This window comes from Kribbella sp. NPDC104740, assembly GCF_055583505.1.
Genome location: NZ_JBVJNV010000002.1, coordinates 73,824 through 89,058, shown reverse-complemented (window position 1 = coordinate 89,058; position 15,235 = coordinate 73,824). Strand labels below are relative to the sequence as shown.

The following is a 15,235-nucleotide window of genomic DNA, read 5'->3' as shown; positions in this document are numbered from 1 at the left end:
CATGCGCCGGTCCGTTCGCTGCGGCTAACCCACGCTGGCCTTGCGCAGTACGGGCGCGCCGGCCGCTCCGGCGAGCGCGACCAGAATCAGCCCGACCGCGACTTGACCGAACAGCAGCAGGACTCCCCAGTTGCCCTGCGTGATCACCTGCCCGCCACTCAGCAGCAGCCCGCAGAGCGCTCCGAACCCGACCACTGGCAGACCGACACCGATCACCGGTACGACGGCCGCGAGCCTCGACGAGCGCTCGATCACGCTCAGCGGTACGCCGGATCTGCGGAGCGCCTTGGCCGGGCCCGCTTGGTCGAGCGCCGTACCGACGGCTCCGGCCGCGGTCGACGCGGCGCCGGTGACGAACACGAGCCCGAGCAGGAGCGCGACGCCGAGGCGCATGTCGAGGTAGAGACCGGCCTGGTGCTGGTCGTTCTCGGCGTCGGTCAGCGGGACCTTGCCCGGGACAAGGTCGTAGAGCACGGTCCGGACAGTCTCGCGATTGTTGCCCGGTACGACGATCTCGACGGTCTGGTCGCCGGTGGTGACCTCGCCCTTCAGGCCGGCTCGGGCGAGTCGGTCCTTCGCGTCCTGGGCGACCGTCTGGGTGGTCGCCTGAGTGGTGTAGAACTCGAACGCGGCGTCCTTGCCGTCGCCGTTGATGCCGTACGGCATGAACAGCGCGAGGAACCCGGTGACGAACCCGCTCAGCACCAGCGCGGCGACCGGGCGGAACGCGGCCTTCGGGTCGTCGACCAAGCGCCGGCCGGCCAGCAGCGCGACCGGGCCTTTCGCCGTACCGGCGAGGATGCGGCCGATGATCTGGACGGCGAACGGACCGACGACGCGGACCGCGAGCGCACCGAAGCCGACGCCGATCACGAGCGGGAGCAGCGCGCCGCCGGTGCCGATCACGCCGAGGATGACCGGGCCGACCACGAGCAGGCCGAGCCGGAACGGCGTGATCCCCTTGCGGGTCTGACCGCGGACGACACCGAGCGGCGTGATGCTGACCCGGCCGAGACCGATCAGCGCGCTCAGCACCGACAGCAGCGGTACGACGACGAGCACGACCAGGACGAGCCACCAGCTGACGGTGAGATCGCTGACGTACCAGCGGCCGCCGCCGAGCGGGATGCGCGCGATCAGCGGACTGAGCGCGGTGTAACCGATCAGGCCGGCGATCGCGCCGAGCAGACCGAGGACTGCTTGCTCGACCGCGCTCAGTCGGAGGACCTGGCTGCGGGTCGCGCCTGCGAGGCGGAGTGCCGCGAGCCGGTGCTCACGCCGCTTGGCGGCGACACCGGCCGCTTGACCCACCAGGCTGAGCACCGGGAAGAGGACCAGAGCGATGCCGAAGGCAACGAGTGCGAGCAGCGTCGCGATCCGCTCGTCGGTCGACGTACCGTGCCAGGTGTCGAGGTAGTGCGGATGGTTGTTCTTCTGCAGCCCCGGCGCGTTCTCGGCGAGACCACGGATCGCGACGAGCTCGTCGGGCGAGGACAGGCCGTCGCTGGAGATCGTGCCGGTCGGTGTCGCGACGCCGTACCGCTTGGCGAGATCCGGTCCCCAGAGCTTCGCGAGCGCAGGCGAGACGAACACCTCACCCGGCTTCGGGGCATGCTTGAGGCCCGGCGGCGGGGGCAACTCGGCGTTGCGCTTCTCGTTGACCACCGCGAGATCGAGCCGCTGGAACGGCTTCCCGTCGACCATGTCGTCGACGTTCTTGGTGACCCCCACCGCCGTACCGGCGTCTCCGCCGTCACTGACCCGCCAGCCGATCCGATCGCTCCGCTCGGTCAGCCCGAGCGTCCCCGCGACCAGGAACGTGATCAGCAACGCGACGATCGCCGTGGCGCCGAACGCGGCCAGATTCGCGGCCCGACCGCCCGGCCCCGGTCTGCGGACGAACCGCAACCCGAGCGAGGTCATCGGATTCATCGCTCACTCACCCGGCCGTCCACGATCCGCACCACGCGATGGCACCGCGCCGCGACCGCGTCGTCGTGTGTCACGACCACAACCGCCGCACCCCTGTGGGTCGCCGCCCCGATCAGCAGATCGATCACCTGAGCCCCGGTCGCCGCGTCCAACGCCCCCGTCGGCTCATCCGCGAACACCGCCTGCGGCTCCCCGACCAGTGCCCGCGCAATCGCCACCCGCTGAGCCTGTCCCCCGCTGAGCTCCCCCGGCCTCCGCGTCGCCTCGTTGGCCAACCCCACCTGAGCCAACATCGCCCGAGCCCGCGTGACGGCCTCTCTCCTCGACACCCCGTCGACCATCAACGGCGAAGCCACGTTCTCATCAGCCGGCAACTCCGCCAGCAACTGATTGTCCTGAAACACAAACCCCAGCCGCCGACGCCGCAACACCGTCCGCTGAGCATCACCGAGCTGATCCACCCGCTCCCCACCCAGCCAGACCTCCCCCTGATCCGGCGTCAAAATCCCCGCCAGCACATGCAACAAGGTGGTCTTCCCGTTCCCACTGGGCCCCATCACCGCCAACGCCTCCCCCGGCCTGACCGCGACGTCAACCCCCGCCAGCCCCACCACTTCCCCGTAGTACTTCACCAACCCCCGCCCGGCCAACGCCGGAAACTCGCTCCGCTGAGGAATCTGCACCATCTGAGGCCCGCTCTGAGTCATACCCCGAACTCTCCCGCTTTGCGCTGCGGTGTGAATCGGCCGACGGACCGGTCTCTCCCTCACCTTTAGGTAGCCCCAGGACGACCCGCCGTAGTCCCCAGGTCGTACACCGCCGTAGCCGTTCGACCGCCCCAAAAACCCTCGCCCACCCGACACTGACGCTCAGCTCGACCACTTAGCCTGTCCCGGTGACCACCTATGGCGCGCGGCCAGACCTGCTTCCTCGCAGTCTGATCACGCTGACAGCTCAGGGAACGTGGGCTGCCCGTCCCGGGGTCGAGGTCCTTTCGTTGCTTCAGCACCTCGAGTACGAGGGCCAGAGCGTCGCCCGCTTTCCGCGGAACTCCGACGCCACGATCAACTGGTCCGAGGTGCCCGGTGAGCAGATCCTCGGCTCGCCGGCTGCGATCGACCTCGCCCACGAACTGCCGGACGCGACCGAGGTGATCGTCCTGTGGAGCAGTCGCGACGTTCCGTCCGTCCGACTGGCGCCGCCCACCGATCAGGGATTGGACCTTCTCGAGAGCCGATCCGTCGTCTGGGTCTACTCGCCCGACGGCCGCCGACTGATCGAGATCAGGTCGGCGTCGTCGTCGGCTGGTGATCGCGGCGCAGGACCGACAGGACCCTTGGCGACCGTAGCGAAGCTGCCATCCGATGCCGAGCCGATGGAGTTGCTGCGGCGGCTCGACGCCCCGGAGCGGCTGGAGTCTCCGGCCGGCTTCGACATCCGGCGGGCGACCGCCACGTTCTTGTCACTGCACGAGCAGCTCGAGTCAGCCTTCTCGACTCGGTGCGAGGTCGATCGGGACATGGAGGACACCGCAGAGTTCGGGCGGATCGTCGTACCGGCGAAAGCCGCGGTGAGTGCCACCCAGATCACGGTGACGGTGAGCAGGTTTTGGCCGCTGGCGATGATCGCGGCCGACCGGCCCGGGGCCTTCTTCGGTGTCCAGGACGCGCGGGCGGCAGGGGCGATCGACCGGAGGGACGTCGCGATGATCGAGCAGGCGCTGACCGACCTCGGGTACGTCGTCGTGCCGGAGGAAGTGCTCGGGAACCGGTACGACGGTGCGGCCGCACTCTCTCCAGGCTCCACGTGGTGGGATCGGTTCTTCGACTACTTCTAGAACGCCGACGGGTAAGTGTCTCGGTAGCTCGGGAGAGCGTTGGCTGACTCGGCGGCCAGTACGGCGTGGACTACCGCTCGGGTGAGGGAGCGGGCGCCGGCGGCGAAGACTGCTTCCAGGCGGGCGAGGGCGGTGGGGTCGGTGACGGTCAGCTTCGGGCCGGCTCCGGTGGAGACGCCGAAGATGGAGTCGCCGTCGAGGAGGGTGTGGACGGGGTCGATGGCCCGGGCGAGGCCGTCGTGGGCGATCATCGCCAGGCGTTTGGCTGCTGGTTTGTCGAGGGGGGCGTCGGTGGCGACCACGGCGATGACGGTGTTCATGCCGGGGATGGTGGGGGCGGTGGGTGGGGGTTCGGTGGGGGTGGTCAGGGTGCCGAATTCTTCGGTCAGGGCTGCGGGTTCGCCGTGGAGGCGGCCGGTGGGGGTTGTGGCTGAGCCGACGGCGTTGACGATCGCCAGGGCGGCGACTGTGGTGCCGTCTTCGAGGACGACGCTGGCGGTGCCGGTGCCGCCTTTGAGGGCGCCTACGCGGGCTCCCGCGCCGGCGCCGTGGTTGCCTTGGGCAACTGGGCCGTTGGTTGCGGCGGCGATGGCTTCGCGGCCCCAGTCCGCGGTGGGGCGGGCGGTGAAGGCGCCGCCTCGGCCCAGGTCGAAGATGACGGCGGCGGGGACGATGGGGACGACGTCTCGGTCGCCGGGGCCTACGCGGACTCCCTCGCCGCGCTCCTCCAGCCAGGACATGACGCCTGCGGCGGTGTCGAGGCCGTAGGCGCTGCCGCCGGACAGGACGATGGCGTTGACGCCGGGGTTGGAGTTGACCGGGTCGAGCAGGTCGGTCTCGCGGGTGCCGGGGGCGCCGCCGCGGACGTCGACGCCGGCGACCGCCGTACCGGGGAAGTAGACGACCGTCGTACCGGTCAGGTACGGCGGGTCGGTGCGTTCGACCTGGCCGACGAGTACGCCGGGGACGTCGGTGATCGCGTTGTGCGGGCCTGGCTGCATGGGGACTGTCATAGCACCTCGGCGAAGCGGGGGCGGTCAGGCCTGCGGTGGGGTGAACAGGCCGTCGAGGGCGGTGCGCAGGATGGGATCGACGTAGCCGGCGTCGGCGGGGATGGTGGCGACGGCGACGACCAGGTCGAAGATCTGCTCGAGGGTGAGGTCGGGGCGGACCTCGCCCGACTGCTGGGCGGCTCGCAGGAGCGGGCGGCCGGCCGCGAGGCCGGTGGTCCGGCCCTCGTGCATCACGGACTCGTCGGTACCGAGCTGGGTCAGGAGTTCGGTGGCGACGTCGCGCTTGGCGGTGATGAAGGCGGCGAAGTGCAGCAACCACGTCCGCAGCACCGCGCCCGGCGTCTCCCCCTCGGCGTTGGCCGCGGCGGAGCACAGCGCGGCGACCTCGTCGGCGTAGACGGCTTCGAGGAGCTCGCGGCGGCCGGGGAAGTTGCGGTAGAGCGTCGCCATGCCGACGCCGGCGCGCCGGGAGATCTCGGCCATCGAGGTCTCGCCGCCCTCGCTGAACGCCTGCCGGGCCGCGCCGAGGATCTTGTCCCGGTTCCGGCGCGCATCGGCCCGCCGGGCCGGTACGGCGTCGGCAGGTTGCTGCGGTACGGCGTCAGCACGCGGCGTCGGAGCGGCATCCGGACGCGGCGTCGCCTCAGCGCCACCTGCCGGCGCCTCCGGGACAGAGCTCTCTTGTAAGTGGATAGCCTGTCCGTTACTGTCTAAGTGGATAGCCTCTCCGGTCATACTCCGGAGCATACCTTCTGCAAAGGACTTCAGATGGACTACCGCCCTCTCGGCCGCACCGGCATCACCGTCAGCGAACTCTGCCTCGGCGCGATGATGTTCGGCGGCGCCGGCAACCCCGACCACGACGACTCGGTCCGGATCATCCACCGCGCCCTCGACGCGGGGATCAACTTCGTCGACACCGCCGACATCTACTCGGCCGGCGAGTCCGAGGAGATCGTCGGCCAAGCACTGAAGGGCCGCCGCGACAATGTCGTCCTGGCGACCAAGGTCGGTCTCCCGTACGACGACGACCCGAACCACCGCGGCACCTCCCGGCGCTGGATCGTCGAGTCCGTCGAGCGGTCGCTGCGCCGGCTCGGCACCGACTGGATCGACCTGTACCAGATCCACCGCCTCGACCCCACGGTCGACATCGACGAAACCCTCGGCGCGCTCTCCGACCTCGTTGCCCAAGGCAAGATCCGCGCGTTCGGCGCCTCGACGGTGCCGGCGTCGGAGATCGTCGAGGCCCAGTGGGTCGCCGAGCGGCGCGGCCGGGAGCGCTTCCGTACCGAGCAGCCGCCGTACTCGATCCTCGCCCGCGCGATCGAGAACGACGTCCTGCCGACCACCCTGCGGCACGGGATGGGCGTGCTCACCTACAGCCCGCTCGCGATGGGCTGGCTGACCGGCCGCTACCGGCTCGACGCCGACCAGCCCGAGTCGGGTCGCGCCGGGCGCTTCCCCGCGCGCTTCGATCTCGGGCTCGAGGTCAACCAGCGCAAGCTCGCGGCCGCGGACGCGCTCGCGAAGCTGGCCGAGAGCGCCGGGATGACGCTGATCGAGCTCGCGATCGCGTTCGTCGTACGGCACCCGGCGGTGACTTCGGCGATCATCGGCCCGCGCACGATGGAGCACCTGGAGTCGCAGCTCCCGGCCGCCGAGATCGCGCTCTCCGGCGATCTTCTGGACCGGATCGACGAGATCGTGCCGCCGGGCGTGACGATCCACCCCGAGGACAACATGTCGTTCACCGACGCGCTCGCCCCGGCGTCGCGCCGCCGCTGAAAACCCGTTGCCGCCGTCACTAGCGTGGATGGCATGAACGCCGACCAGCTCTGTGGACTGCTCGCCGAACCGACGCGACTGCGGGTGTACTCCGCCGTCGTACTGGGCGCCGGTACGCCGGGCCAGGTGGTCGAGCAGACCGGCCTGGAGCTCGCGGTGGTGAGCAAGGCGCTGCAGCGGCTCAACAAGAGCGAGCTGGTGGTCGCCGATCAGGACGGGCTGCACGCCGACCTGGACGCGTTCAAGGACGCCGTACGGGCGGGGAGACCGGAGCGGGAACCGCTCTCCGCCGATCCCGCGCGGGACAACGTGCTGCGGGCGTTCATCCGCGACGGGAAGCTGACGCACTTCCCGACGGTGCCGGCGAAGCTGCAGGTCGTGCTCGAACACCTCGCCGCCGACTTCGAGCCCGGCAGGTCGTACGCCGAGCCGGAGGTCAACGAGATCCTCCAGCGCTGGCACGCCGACTACGCGACGCTGCGGCGGCAGCTGGTCGACTACTGGTACCTGACGCGCACCGACGGCATCTACAGCCGAGCGGCCTGAGCTGCCCGCTCCAGTACGCCGGGAGCGGGCAGCGACTGGATCAGCCCGGGGACCTGCGCGGCGCCGAACGCGCGGTGGTCGTCGGACATCGTGACGTCGAGTGCGGCGCTGAGCTGGACGTTCAGGTAGTTCAGCATGATCGCCAGCCCGGTCGCGAAGCCGTCGGGACCGGTGATCTCGCCGGGGCCGCCGGCCTTCCGGTACGCCGAGGAGAGCCGTCGGACGGAGGGCTCGTCGGTCAGGTGGTTGATCAGCAGGAAGCCGAGCTCCTGGGTCGGGGCGAGCGGGCCGACGTTGTCCCAGTCGACGAGGTAGGGGCCGTCGGCACCGATCAGCACGTTGTCCGGCGTCAGGTCGCGGTGGCAAAGGACGAAGTCGCCGAGGGGCGTCGCGTTGACCAGCTCGCTGAGCTCGGTGAGCCGCGGAACCGAGCCAGCCAGCTCGGTGAGCCGCGGAACCGAGCCAGCCAGCTCGGGCGCTCGCGCGGCGAGCGCGGGCCAGTCGACGTCGACGCGGTGGTAGAAGTCGCTGGTCTCCATCGGGCCGTCGGTCCAGGCGCGGGAGTGGATCGTCGCGAGTTGCTCGGCGAGCCAGACCATCGTGTCGAGGTCGTCGCGGGGAGGTACTACGCCGTCGATCCACTCGTAGAGGCGCCAGCCGTCGGCGACGTACGCGCCGGACGGGGTGGTCAGCGGTTGGGGGCTGCGCACCTGACAGGCGCGTTGGAAGGCGACCTCGTCGAGCACGGCCGATTCCACGGGCTGCTTCCAGAAGGCTTCTTTGGCGGCGAAGACACCTGCAGAGGTTTCCAGTCGCCACACCGCGCCCATCGCGCCGCGGGCCACCCGGGTGAAGGCGATGGCGCCGCCGAGCCCGAACGCCGACGCCAGCAGGTCGGCCCGGGAAGCGCCGTCTGCCGCGAGCGATTCCCTCACGTGAGCCGGCGGGCCGGCGTGTCCTGCCGGGGCTTCTCGTTGGGCGCGATCCGGATCGACGTGTCCAGCACCGTCGCACCATCGGCCGCGACCAGCACCGACCGCAGGTCGAGCCGCACGACCTCTTCCAGCTCCAGCGTCAACCGCGACACCCGATGCAGCAGGTTCTCGATCGCCGCGATGTCCACCGGATCCGAACCGCGGTACCCGTACAACAACGGCGCAGCCCGCACCTCACGCACCATCTCGGCCGCGTCGGCGGTGGTCAACGGCGGCATCCGGTACGACCGGTCCCCCAGCAGATCAGTTGCGACGCCAGAGAGCCCGAACGAGACGACCGGCCCGAAGGCAACGTCCTCCTGCGCCGAGATCACCACCGGCACCCCCGGCGGCGCCATCTTCTGTACGACGAACTGCGCCCGCCCCGGATCCGCCGCGACCCCGAAGGTCCGCGTCATCTCCGCCCAGGCCTCGCGCATGTCGTCCTCGTCGTGAATGTGCCGCCAGATGTCTGCCAGGTCGGGCCGCATCCGCCACTGCTCGGCCGTCGCCTTGAGGATCACCTCGAACCCAAGATCCGCAGCCCGAGCCACCGCCTCATCAGCCGACAGCACCGGGAACGCCGGCAACACACTGATGTCGTAGAAACTCAGCAACCGCTGCCGATCAGCATCGTCCAGATCAGCCCCGGACGGATGCCGCTGCAGGAACTCCGCAACGAAATCCTCCGCGCCCGAAGAGTCAACCCCAGGCAGCTCCGGAGTCCGATCATCAGCCCGCCGCCGCCACTCGGCGTACTGGGTCGCCTTCGCCAGCGCCCCCACGGCGTACTGCGGATTGAGGAACGACGGAATCGACCCCCGAGCCGCTCCCCCGTGCTCATCCGGCACCCGAAGCTGCTCCGGCACACTCCGCGACGCGAGGAACGTCGACACCACCGGCTTCTCCGACCCAGCGGCGGCCGCCGCCAGCACCTGCGCGACCTCGGCAACGTTCGACTGCACCGGCGGCGTGAAGATCACCACAACGGAGTGCACCTCGTCATCAGCGAAGACCGCACCCAGCGCCTCACCGAAGTCCGCAGCGCTGGCGTCAGCGCTGAGCGTGTGCGGCTCCCCCGCCACATCGAGCCCACACCCGGCCATCGTGTCCAGCGCGAGCAGTGTCAGCGCGTCGGAGTTGCTCACGATCGCGACCCGGCGGCCCTTCGGCAGCGGCTGGTGCGCGATCAGCTGCGCGACGTCGAACAGCTCACCGGTGGTGTCCACGCCGATCAGCCCGCTCTGCCGGAACAGCGAGTCGACCGTTGCCGCCGGCAAATGACTGCGCCGGACCGTGTGCCCGAGCGGCACCCCCTGAGTCGCCCGCCCGGACTTCAGCGCGATCACCGGCTTGCGCCGCGCCAGCCGCCGCGCGACCCGGCTGAACTTGCGTGGGTTGCCCAGCGACTCCAGGTACAGCAGCACGACCTCGGTCGACTCGTCGGAGTACCAGTACTGCATCAGGTCGTTGCCCGAGACATCAGCTCGGTTGCCTGCGGAAACGAAACTCGACAGCCCGAGCCCCCGCCCGACCATGTCGGCCAGGATCGAGACCCCCAGCGCACCCGACTGGCAGAAGAACGCCACCCGCCCCCGGCTCGGCATCAGCGGCGACAGCGTCGCGTTGAGCGACACCCCCGGCACGGTGTTGATCACGCCCAGCGCGTTCGGCCCGATCACCCGCATCCCGTACGAGCGCGCCAGCCCGACCAGCCGCCGCTGCCGGCGCCGCCCCTCGGCCCCGACCTCGGCGAACCCGCTCGACACCACGACCAGCCCGCGCACACCCTTCGCGGCGCAGTCCAGCACCACGTCGACCACCGCCTCGGCCGGCACCGCGACCACCGCGAGATCGACCGTGTCCGGTACGTCCCGGATCGTCCCGTACGCCGTGACGCCGTCGATCGCCTCGGCCTTGGTGTCGGTGTTGACGGCGTACAGCCGCCCGGGGAAGCCACCGTCGCGCAGGTTGCGCAGCAGCGCGTTGCCGATCGTGCCCTCGCGCCGGGAGGCGCCGATCACCGCGACGCTGGTCGGCGTCAGCAGCCGCGCGATCGACAGCGCCTCGGAGCGCTGCTCCCGGGCCTGCATCACCCCGAACGAGGTGTCGGTCGGCGCGATGTCGAACTCGACCATGATCACGCCGTCCTCGAACTCCCGGGCGACGGTGTAGCCGGCCTCGGTGAAGACGGTGATCATCTTGCGGTTGTCCGGCAGCACCTCGGCGACGAACCGGGCGATCCCGTTCTCCCGGGCGGCCTGCGCCAGGTGCTCCAGGAACAGCTGCCCGAGCCCGCGGCCCTGGTGCGCGTCCTCGATCAGGAACGCGACCTCCGCCGTCCGCCGCCCGGTCCGCTCGTAGCGGCCGACGCCGATCATCTGGTCGGCGACGGTGACGATCAGCGCCAGCCGGTCGTGGTAGTCGACCTGAGTGAACCGCGCCACGTCCCGGTCGGACAGCTGCGGGTACGGCGCGAAGAAGCGGTAGTACTTCGACTGCTCCGACACCCGCGCGTAGAACTCGACCAGCAGGTCCGCGTCCTCCGGAGTGATCGGCCGCAGGTGTGCGGTCGCACCGTCGCGCAGTACGACGTCCGCCTCCAGCTCCGCGGGGTATCCGTCGGGCCGCCCGGACAGCGGTCGTCCCGCCAGCGGCAGCCCGGCCAGGGTCTGCCCGGCGGTGTCAGGCTCCTCCGGCGGCGTCACCCGATCAGCGTACTCACCGCACAGTCCCCCGGACGACGCCGTTCCGGTCGATGGAAAGCCTCCGCATAGGGTTTGGCGCATGTGGTGGCTGAGCGCGCTCGGCGGACTGAGCGTGCTGGGCTCAGGCCTGCTCGGGCTGGACGACGCGGTGGGAGTGCTGGAGCGGATCGCCTCCGTGCTGGTGTTCCTGGTCGCGGTGACGGTGATCGCTGGGCTGGCCGACTCCGCCAAGGTGTTCGACGTCGCAGCGCGCGAGGCGGCGCACCTGGCGCGCGGCAAGACCTGGCGGCTGTGGCTGCTGGTCGTCGTACTGGCTACTGCGCTCACCATCGTGCTGTCGCTGGACACCTGTGCGGTGCTGCTCACTCCGGTCGTGCTGGCGATGGCCAGGCAGCTGGACATCCCACCGAAGCTGTTCGCCTTCACCACCGTCTGGCTGGCCGGTACGGCGTCCCTGCTGCTCCCCGTGTCCAACCTGACCAACCTGCTGGCGCTGCACCGCCTCGACCAGCTCGGGCTGAGCCTGGGCGACTACCTGGGCCTCAGCTGGCGCCCGGCGCTCGCAGCGATCCTCATCACCGTCGCTGTGCTCGCCGCGCTGTTCCACCGGGACCTGCGGCGTGAGTACGCCGTACCGGCGACTCCAGCGGTCGACGACAAGGTCCTCTTCTGGAGCTCGGCAGGAGTCTGCCTGGCGCTCGGACCGGCCTTCGTCTCCGGTGTCGAGGTCGCCATCCCCGCCAGCATCGGAGCGGTCGCTCTCACCATCCTGTTCGCCGTGAGACGCCGGGGAGCACTCAGCTGGTCCCTGGTCCCCTGGCGACTAGTTGTCACGGTCGTCGGGCTGTTCCTGGTCGTCGGAGCGCTCACCGCCCACGGGCTGGAGCAGCTGCTCGGCGACATCGCCGGCACCGTCTCGTCAGGCCTCGCATCAGACCTGAGGCTCACCGGCACGGCAGCAGCCGGTGCCAACCTCTTCGACAACCTCCCGGCGTACCTGGCGATGGAACCGGTCGCCGCGGCCGAGGGCCACCGGATGATGCTCCTGCTGATCGGCGTCAACACCGGCTGCCTGCTGACGCTCTGGGGATCCCTCGCCACCCTGCTCTGGCGCGACCGCTGCCAAGCGGCCGGCGTCCACATCTCGTGGTGGTCCTTCCTGTGGCGCGGACTGATCCTGACACCCCTGGTGCTGACCGGCGCCGTCCTGGCGCTGAACCTGTAGCTCAGTTCGCCGTACGGCGGGCGTAGGCCCGTGCCGCGCGCACGCGGTCGCCGCAGCGGGTGGAGCACCACTGGCGGCGACCGTGGCGGAGCAGGTACCGGTTGCACGGTGGGGATTCGCAGGCGGCCAGGTGCTCCCCGTCCGGGCCGGCCAAAAGGTCTGCCGCGTTCGCCGCGATCGTCGCCAACGCGTGGTCGAGGACCTCGTTGAGCGGGTACGCCGCTTCGCGGTACGGCCCGGACTTCTCGTCCCAGAGCAGCATCGGGGCCGTGGGCACCTTGCGCAGGGCGTCGTTCACGGCGCTCAGTGCCGACGGCAGGACCGGGATCGCGTCCACACGGGCCGCGAACAACGCTCTGACCTGCTCACGCAGCGAGCGCAGCTGGGCCGCGCACATCTCCCGGAGGTCGGCACCGTCCGGCGCGAGGTCGTGCGCGACCAGCCAGAGGTTGGTCGCGTCCGAGGTGCCGAGCAGGTCGACGAAGTGACCGTTCGGCAGGGCGTAGCCGCTGTTGACGAAGTCGAGCGCGACGTACCGCTCCGCGCCAGGCGCGGACTGCAGGACTGTCTCGACGGTCGAGCTCATGACTCTCATGGTACGGCTTGCGGTCATCCGTGAGGAACCCCTACCGTTCTCATGGCAAGAACTCGTCGATCCGTGAGGAAGAGTCATGACCGAGCAGTTCACCGTCCGCGCCCTCGGCGGGCCGACCGCCGTCTTCGAGTACGGCGGGGTGCGGTTCCTCACCGACCCGACCTTCGACGAGCCCGGCGACTACGACCGCGGCGGGAACCGGAAGCTGTGCAAGACCGCCCCGTCCACCGGGCAGCCGGCCGAGCTCGGACCGATCGATGTCGTGCTGCTGTCGCACGACCAGCACCCCGACAACCTCGACACCTCCGGGCGCGCCTTCCTCGCCGAGGTGCCGCTGACGCTGACCACCCCCGCTGGCGCCGAGCGCCTGGGGACGGGCAGCAGGGGCCTGGCCGACTGGGAGTCGGTCCAGCTGAACGACGGCGCGGTCACCGTCACCGGTGTGCCGGCGATCCACGGGCCCGGCCCGCGCGAGGAGGTCGAGAAGTTCACCGGCCAGGTCGTCGGGTTCGTTCTCACCGGCGACGGCCTGCCGACGGTCTACGTCAGCGGCGACAACGCGTCGCTCGCAGCTGTCCAGGAGATCACCGACAGGTTCGCGCCGATCGACACGGCGATCCTCTACGCCGGAGCTCCCCGCATCCCCGTCCTGTTCGACGGCGAACCCCTCGTGCTCGACAGCACCCAGGCCGCCGAGGCCGCCCGCCTGCTGGACGCGCAGCGCGTGGTCCCGGTCCACTACGACAGCTGGGCCCACTTCACCGAAGGCCGCGACGAACTCCTCGCTGCGTTCACCAGAGCAGGACTGGCCGACCGCCTGGACCTTGCTGTCACCAGCTGACCAGTCCCCAACGCCGCGCGGCTGGATTGCCGTGGGCACCTACGTCGGGAAGAGTGCGGTCCATGAGCGAGGAACAGAGCACCTCGGACAACACCCGGACCTTCCGCGCCGCCCGCGACTTCCTGGTCGCGCACCGGGAGGACTACGACACGGCGTACCGCGACTTCAGCTGGCCGCAGTTCGACCGGTTCAACTGGGCGCGGGACTGGTTCGACGCGCTCGCGGTCGAGCAGCCCGAGGTCGCGGCGCTGACGATCGTCGAGGAGGACGGCGAGGTCAACTCGCTCACGTACGCCGAGATGGCCGAGCGCTCGCGGCAGGTCGCGGGCTGGCTCACCGAGCACGGGCTGCAGTTCGGCGACCGGGTGCTGATCGTGCTCGGCAACACCGTGCCGCTGTGGGAGGTCATGCTCGGCTGCATCCGCGCCGGAGCGGTGATGATCCCGGCGACCACCCTGCTCACCGACGCCGATCTGGCCGACCGCATCACGCGTGGCGGCGTACGGGTCGTCGTGACGGCCAGCGCGGACGCCACCCGGTACGACGGCGTCGCCGACCACTGCCTGCGGGTGGCGATCGGGGAGCCGGTCGACGGCTGGCTCAGCTACGAGGACACCCGCCAGTACGACGGCCCGGTGCCCGAGGTCGACACCGCCGCTGACGACTCGCTGCTGCTCTACTTCACCTCCGGTACGACCAGCGAGCCCAAGCTGGTCGAGCACACCCAGGTCAGCTACCCGGTCGGTCACCTGTCGACCATGTACTGGATCGGCCTGCAGCCCGGCGACGTGCACCTCAACGTCTCCTCGCCCGGCTGGGCGAAGCACTCCTGGAGCAACGTCTTCGCGCCCTGGAACGCCGGGGCGACCGTTTTCCTCTACAACTACGTGCGCTTCGACGCCGAGAAGATGCTGCAGGTCCTGCAGACGTACGGCGTGACCACGTTCTGCGCGCCGCCGACGGTCTGGCGGATGCTGATCCAGGCCGACCTGTCCGCGGTCGAGGTGGCGATCCGGGAGTGCATCTCGGCCGGCGAGCCGCTCAACCCGGAGGTGATCGAGCAGGTCCGCAACGCCTGGGACATCACCATCCGCGACGGGTACGGGCAGACCGAGACCACCGCGCAGATCGGCAACCCGCCGGGCCAGCCGGTGAAGCTCGGTTCGATGGGCCGGCCGTTGCCGGGGTACTCGATCGCCCTGGTCGACCCGAGCACCGACGCGGTCGGTGACGACGGCGAGATCTGCATCGAGCTCGCGCCGCCGCCGGTCCCGCTGATGCGCGGGTACCGCGACGCAGCGGCGCTCACCGAGGAGGTGATGCGCGGCGGTTTCTACCACACCGGCGACGTCGCCAGCCGGGACGAGGACGGCTACATCACGTACGTCGGACGCTCGGACGACGTGTTCAAGGCCAGCGACTACCGGATCTCGCCGTTCGAGCTGGAGTCGGTGCTGATCGAGCACCCGGCCGTCGCCGAGGCGGCGGTCGTGCCGTCGCCGGACCCGGTGCGGCTGGCGGTGCCGAAGGCGTACGTCGTACTGGCGGCCGGGCGGGAGCCGTCGCGGGAGCTGGCCGGGGAGATCCTGCAGTTCTGCCGCGACCACCTGGCGCCGTACAAGCGGATCCGGCGGCTGGAGTTCGCCGAGCTGCCGAAGACGATCTCGGGCAAGATCCGGCGCGTCGAGCTGCGCACCGACGAGGCCGAGAAGGTTGCTGCCGGCACCGGCGGCGAGCACACCTACGACGAGGCGGACTTCAAGCCGGCCTGACTCG

General features: G+C 70.4%; 13 protein-coding genes. 6 read left to right on the top strand and 7 right to left on the bottom strand.

Annotated elements, in window-relative coordinates; genetic code table 11:
* Nucleotides 1-24: 24 nt before the first annotated feature.
* Together ACZ6Z4_RS10090 and ACZ6Z4_RS10085 are read right to left on the bottom strand one after the other, a co-directional pair.
* Entirely contained in the window at nucleotides 25-1,932 is a 1,908-nt protein-coding gene (locus tag ACZ6Z4_RS10090; RefSeq protein WP_465560911.1) for an FtsX-like permease family protein, read from the bottom strand.
* Nucleotides 1,929-2,564 carry an ABC transporter ATP-binding protein gene (locus ACZ6Z4_RS10085; protein ID WP_465563740.1) on the bottom strand — a complete coding sequence of 212 codons (636 nt, stop codon included), beginning with the start codon at nucleotides 2,562-2,564 and terminating at the stop codon, nucleotides 1,929-1,931. Before ACZ6Z4_RS10085 ends, ACZ6Z4_RS10090 begins: the two co-directional genes overlap by 4 nt.
* A 365-nt stretch (nucleotides 2,565-2,929) precedes the next feature.
* Here ACZ6Z4_RS10085 and ACZ6Z4_RS10080 point away from each other — a divergent pair, with 365 nt between their 5' ends.
* Nucleotides 2,930-3,769, top strand: a complete 840-nt coding sequence (locus tag ACZ6Z4_RS10080; protein WP_465560908.1) for a hypothetical protein — start codon at nucleotides 2,930-2,932, stop codon at nucleotides 3,767-3,769.
* Here ACZ6Z4_RS10080 and ACZ6Z4_RS10075 read toward each other — a convergent pair.
* Nucleotides 3,766-4,782, bottom strand: coding sequence for a P1 family peptidase (locus tag ACZ6Z4_RS10075; RefSeq protein WP_465560905.1), 1,017 nt, complete (start codon nucleotides 4,780-4,782; stop codon nucleotides 3,766-3,768). The genes ACZ6Z4_RS10080 and ACZ6Z4_RS10075 overlap by 4 nt on opposite strands.
* A 24-nt stretch (nucleotides 4,783-4,806) precedes the next feature.
* A complete protein-coding gene (locus tag ACZ6Z4_RS10070; RefSeq protein ID WP_465560902.1) occupies nucleotides 4,807-5,517 on the bottom strand; it encodes a TetR/AcrR family transcriptional regulator in 711 nt (236 codons plus the stop codon).
* Between the two features lie 33 nt (nucleotides 5,518-5,550).
* On the opposite strand from ACZ6Z4_RS10070, the gene ACZ6Z4_RS10065 reads away from it, so the two are divergent.
* Both ACZ6Z4_RS10065 and ACZ6Z4_RS10060 read left to right on the top strand, forming a co-directional pair.
* The gene (locus ACZ6Z4_RS10065; RefSeq protein WP_465560899.1) at nucleotides 5,551-6,570 is read left to right on the top strand and encodes an aldo/keto reductase; all 1,020 of its coding nucleotides are present in this window, start codon (nucleotides 5,551-5,553) and stop codon (nucleotides 6,568-6,570) included.
* 33 nt (nucleotides 6,571-6,603) lie between these two features.
* Nucleotides 6,604-7,116 carry a DUF2087 domain-containing protein gene (locus ACZ6Z4_RS10060; RefSeq protein ID WP_465560896.1) on the top strand — a complete coding sequence of 171 codons (513 nt, stop codon included), beginning with the start codon at nucleotides 6,604-6,606 and terminating at the stop codon, nucleotides 7,114-7,116.
* Here ACZ6Z4_RS10060 and ACZ6Z4_RS10055 read toward each other — a convergent pair.
* Both ACZ6Z4_RS10055 and ACZ6Z4_RS10050 read right to left on the bottom strand, forming a co-directional pair.
* Nucleotides 7,098-8,051, bottom strand: a complete 954-nt coding sequence (locus tag ACZ6Z4_RS10055) for a phosphotransferase enzyme family protein (RefSeq protein ID WP_465560893.1) — start codon at nucleotides 8,049-8,051, stop codon at nucleotides 7,098-7,100. The genes ACZ6Z4_RS10060 and ACZ6Z4_RS10055 overlap by 19 nt on opposite strands.
* Complete coding sequence (locus ACZ6Z4_RS10050) at nucleotides 8,048-10,798, bottom strand: bifunctional acetate--CoA ligase family protein/GNAT family N-acetyltransferase (RefSeq protein WP_465560890.1); 2,751 nt, start codon at nucleotides 10,796-10,798, stop codon at nucleotides 8,048-8,050. Before ACZ6Z4_RS10050 ends, ACZ6Z4_RS10055 begins: the two co-directional genes overlap by 4 nt.
* Before the next feature lie 79 nt (nucleotides 10,799-10,877).
* Here ACZ6Z4_RS10050 and ACZ6Z4_RS10045 point away from each other — a divergent pair, with 79 nt between their 5' ends.
* Nucleotides 10,878-12,023, top strand: a complete 1,146-nt coding sequence (locus ACZ6Z4_RS10045; protein WP_465560887.1) for an ArsB/NhaD family transporter — start codon at nucleotides 10,878-10,880, stop codon at nucleotides 12,021-12,023.
* A gap of 1 nt (nucleotide 12,024) precedes the next feature.
* On the opposite strand, the gene ACZ6Z4_RS10040 is transcribed toward ACZ6Z4_RS10045, so the two are convergent.
* Complete coding sequence (locus ACZ6Z4_RS10040) at nucleotides 12,025-12,609, bottom strand: CGNR zinc finger domain-containing protein (RefSeq protein ID WP_465560884.1); 585 nt, start codon at nucleotides 12,607-12,609, stop codon at nucleotides 12,025-12,027.
* A gap of 85 nt (nucleotides 12,610-12,694) precedes the next feature.
* Here ACZ6Z4_RS10040 and ACZ6Z4_RS10035 point away from each other — a divergent pair, with 85 nt between their 5' ends.
* Together ACZ6Z4_RS10035 and ACZ6Z4_RS10030 are read left to right on the top strand one after the other, a co-directional pair.
* The gene (locus ACZ6Z4_RS10035) at nucleotides 12,695-13,459 is read left to right on the top strand and encodes an MBL fold metallo-hydrolase (protein ID WP_465560881.1); all 765 of its coding nucleotides are present in this window, start codon (nucleotides 12,695-12,697) and stop codon (nucleotides 13,457-13,459) included.
* A gap of 62 nt (nucleotides 13,460-13,521) precedes the next feature.
* Entirely contained in the window at nucleotides 13,522-15,231 is a 1,710-nt protein-coding gene (locus ACZ6Z4_RS10030) for an AMP-binding protein (protein WP_465560878.1), read from the top strand.
* The last annotated feature ends 4 nt before the right edge of the window (nucleotides 15,232-15,235 follow it).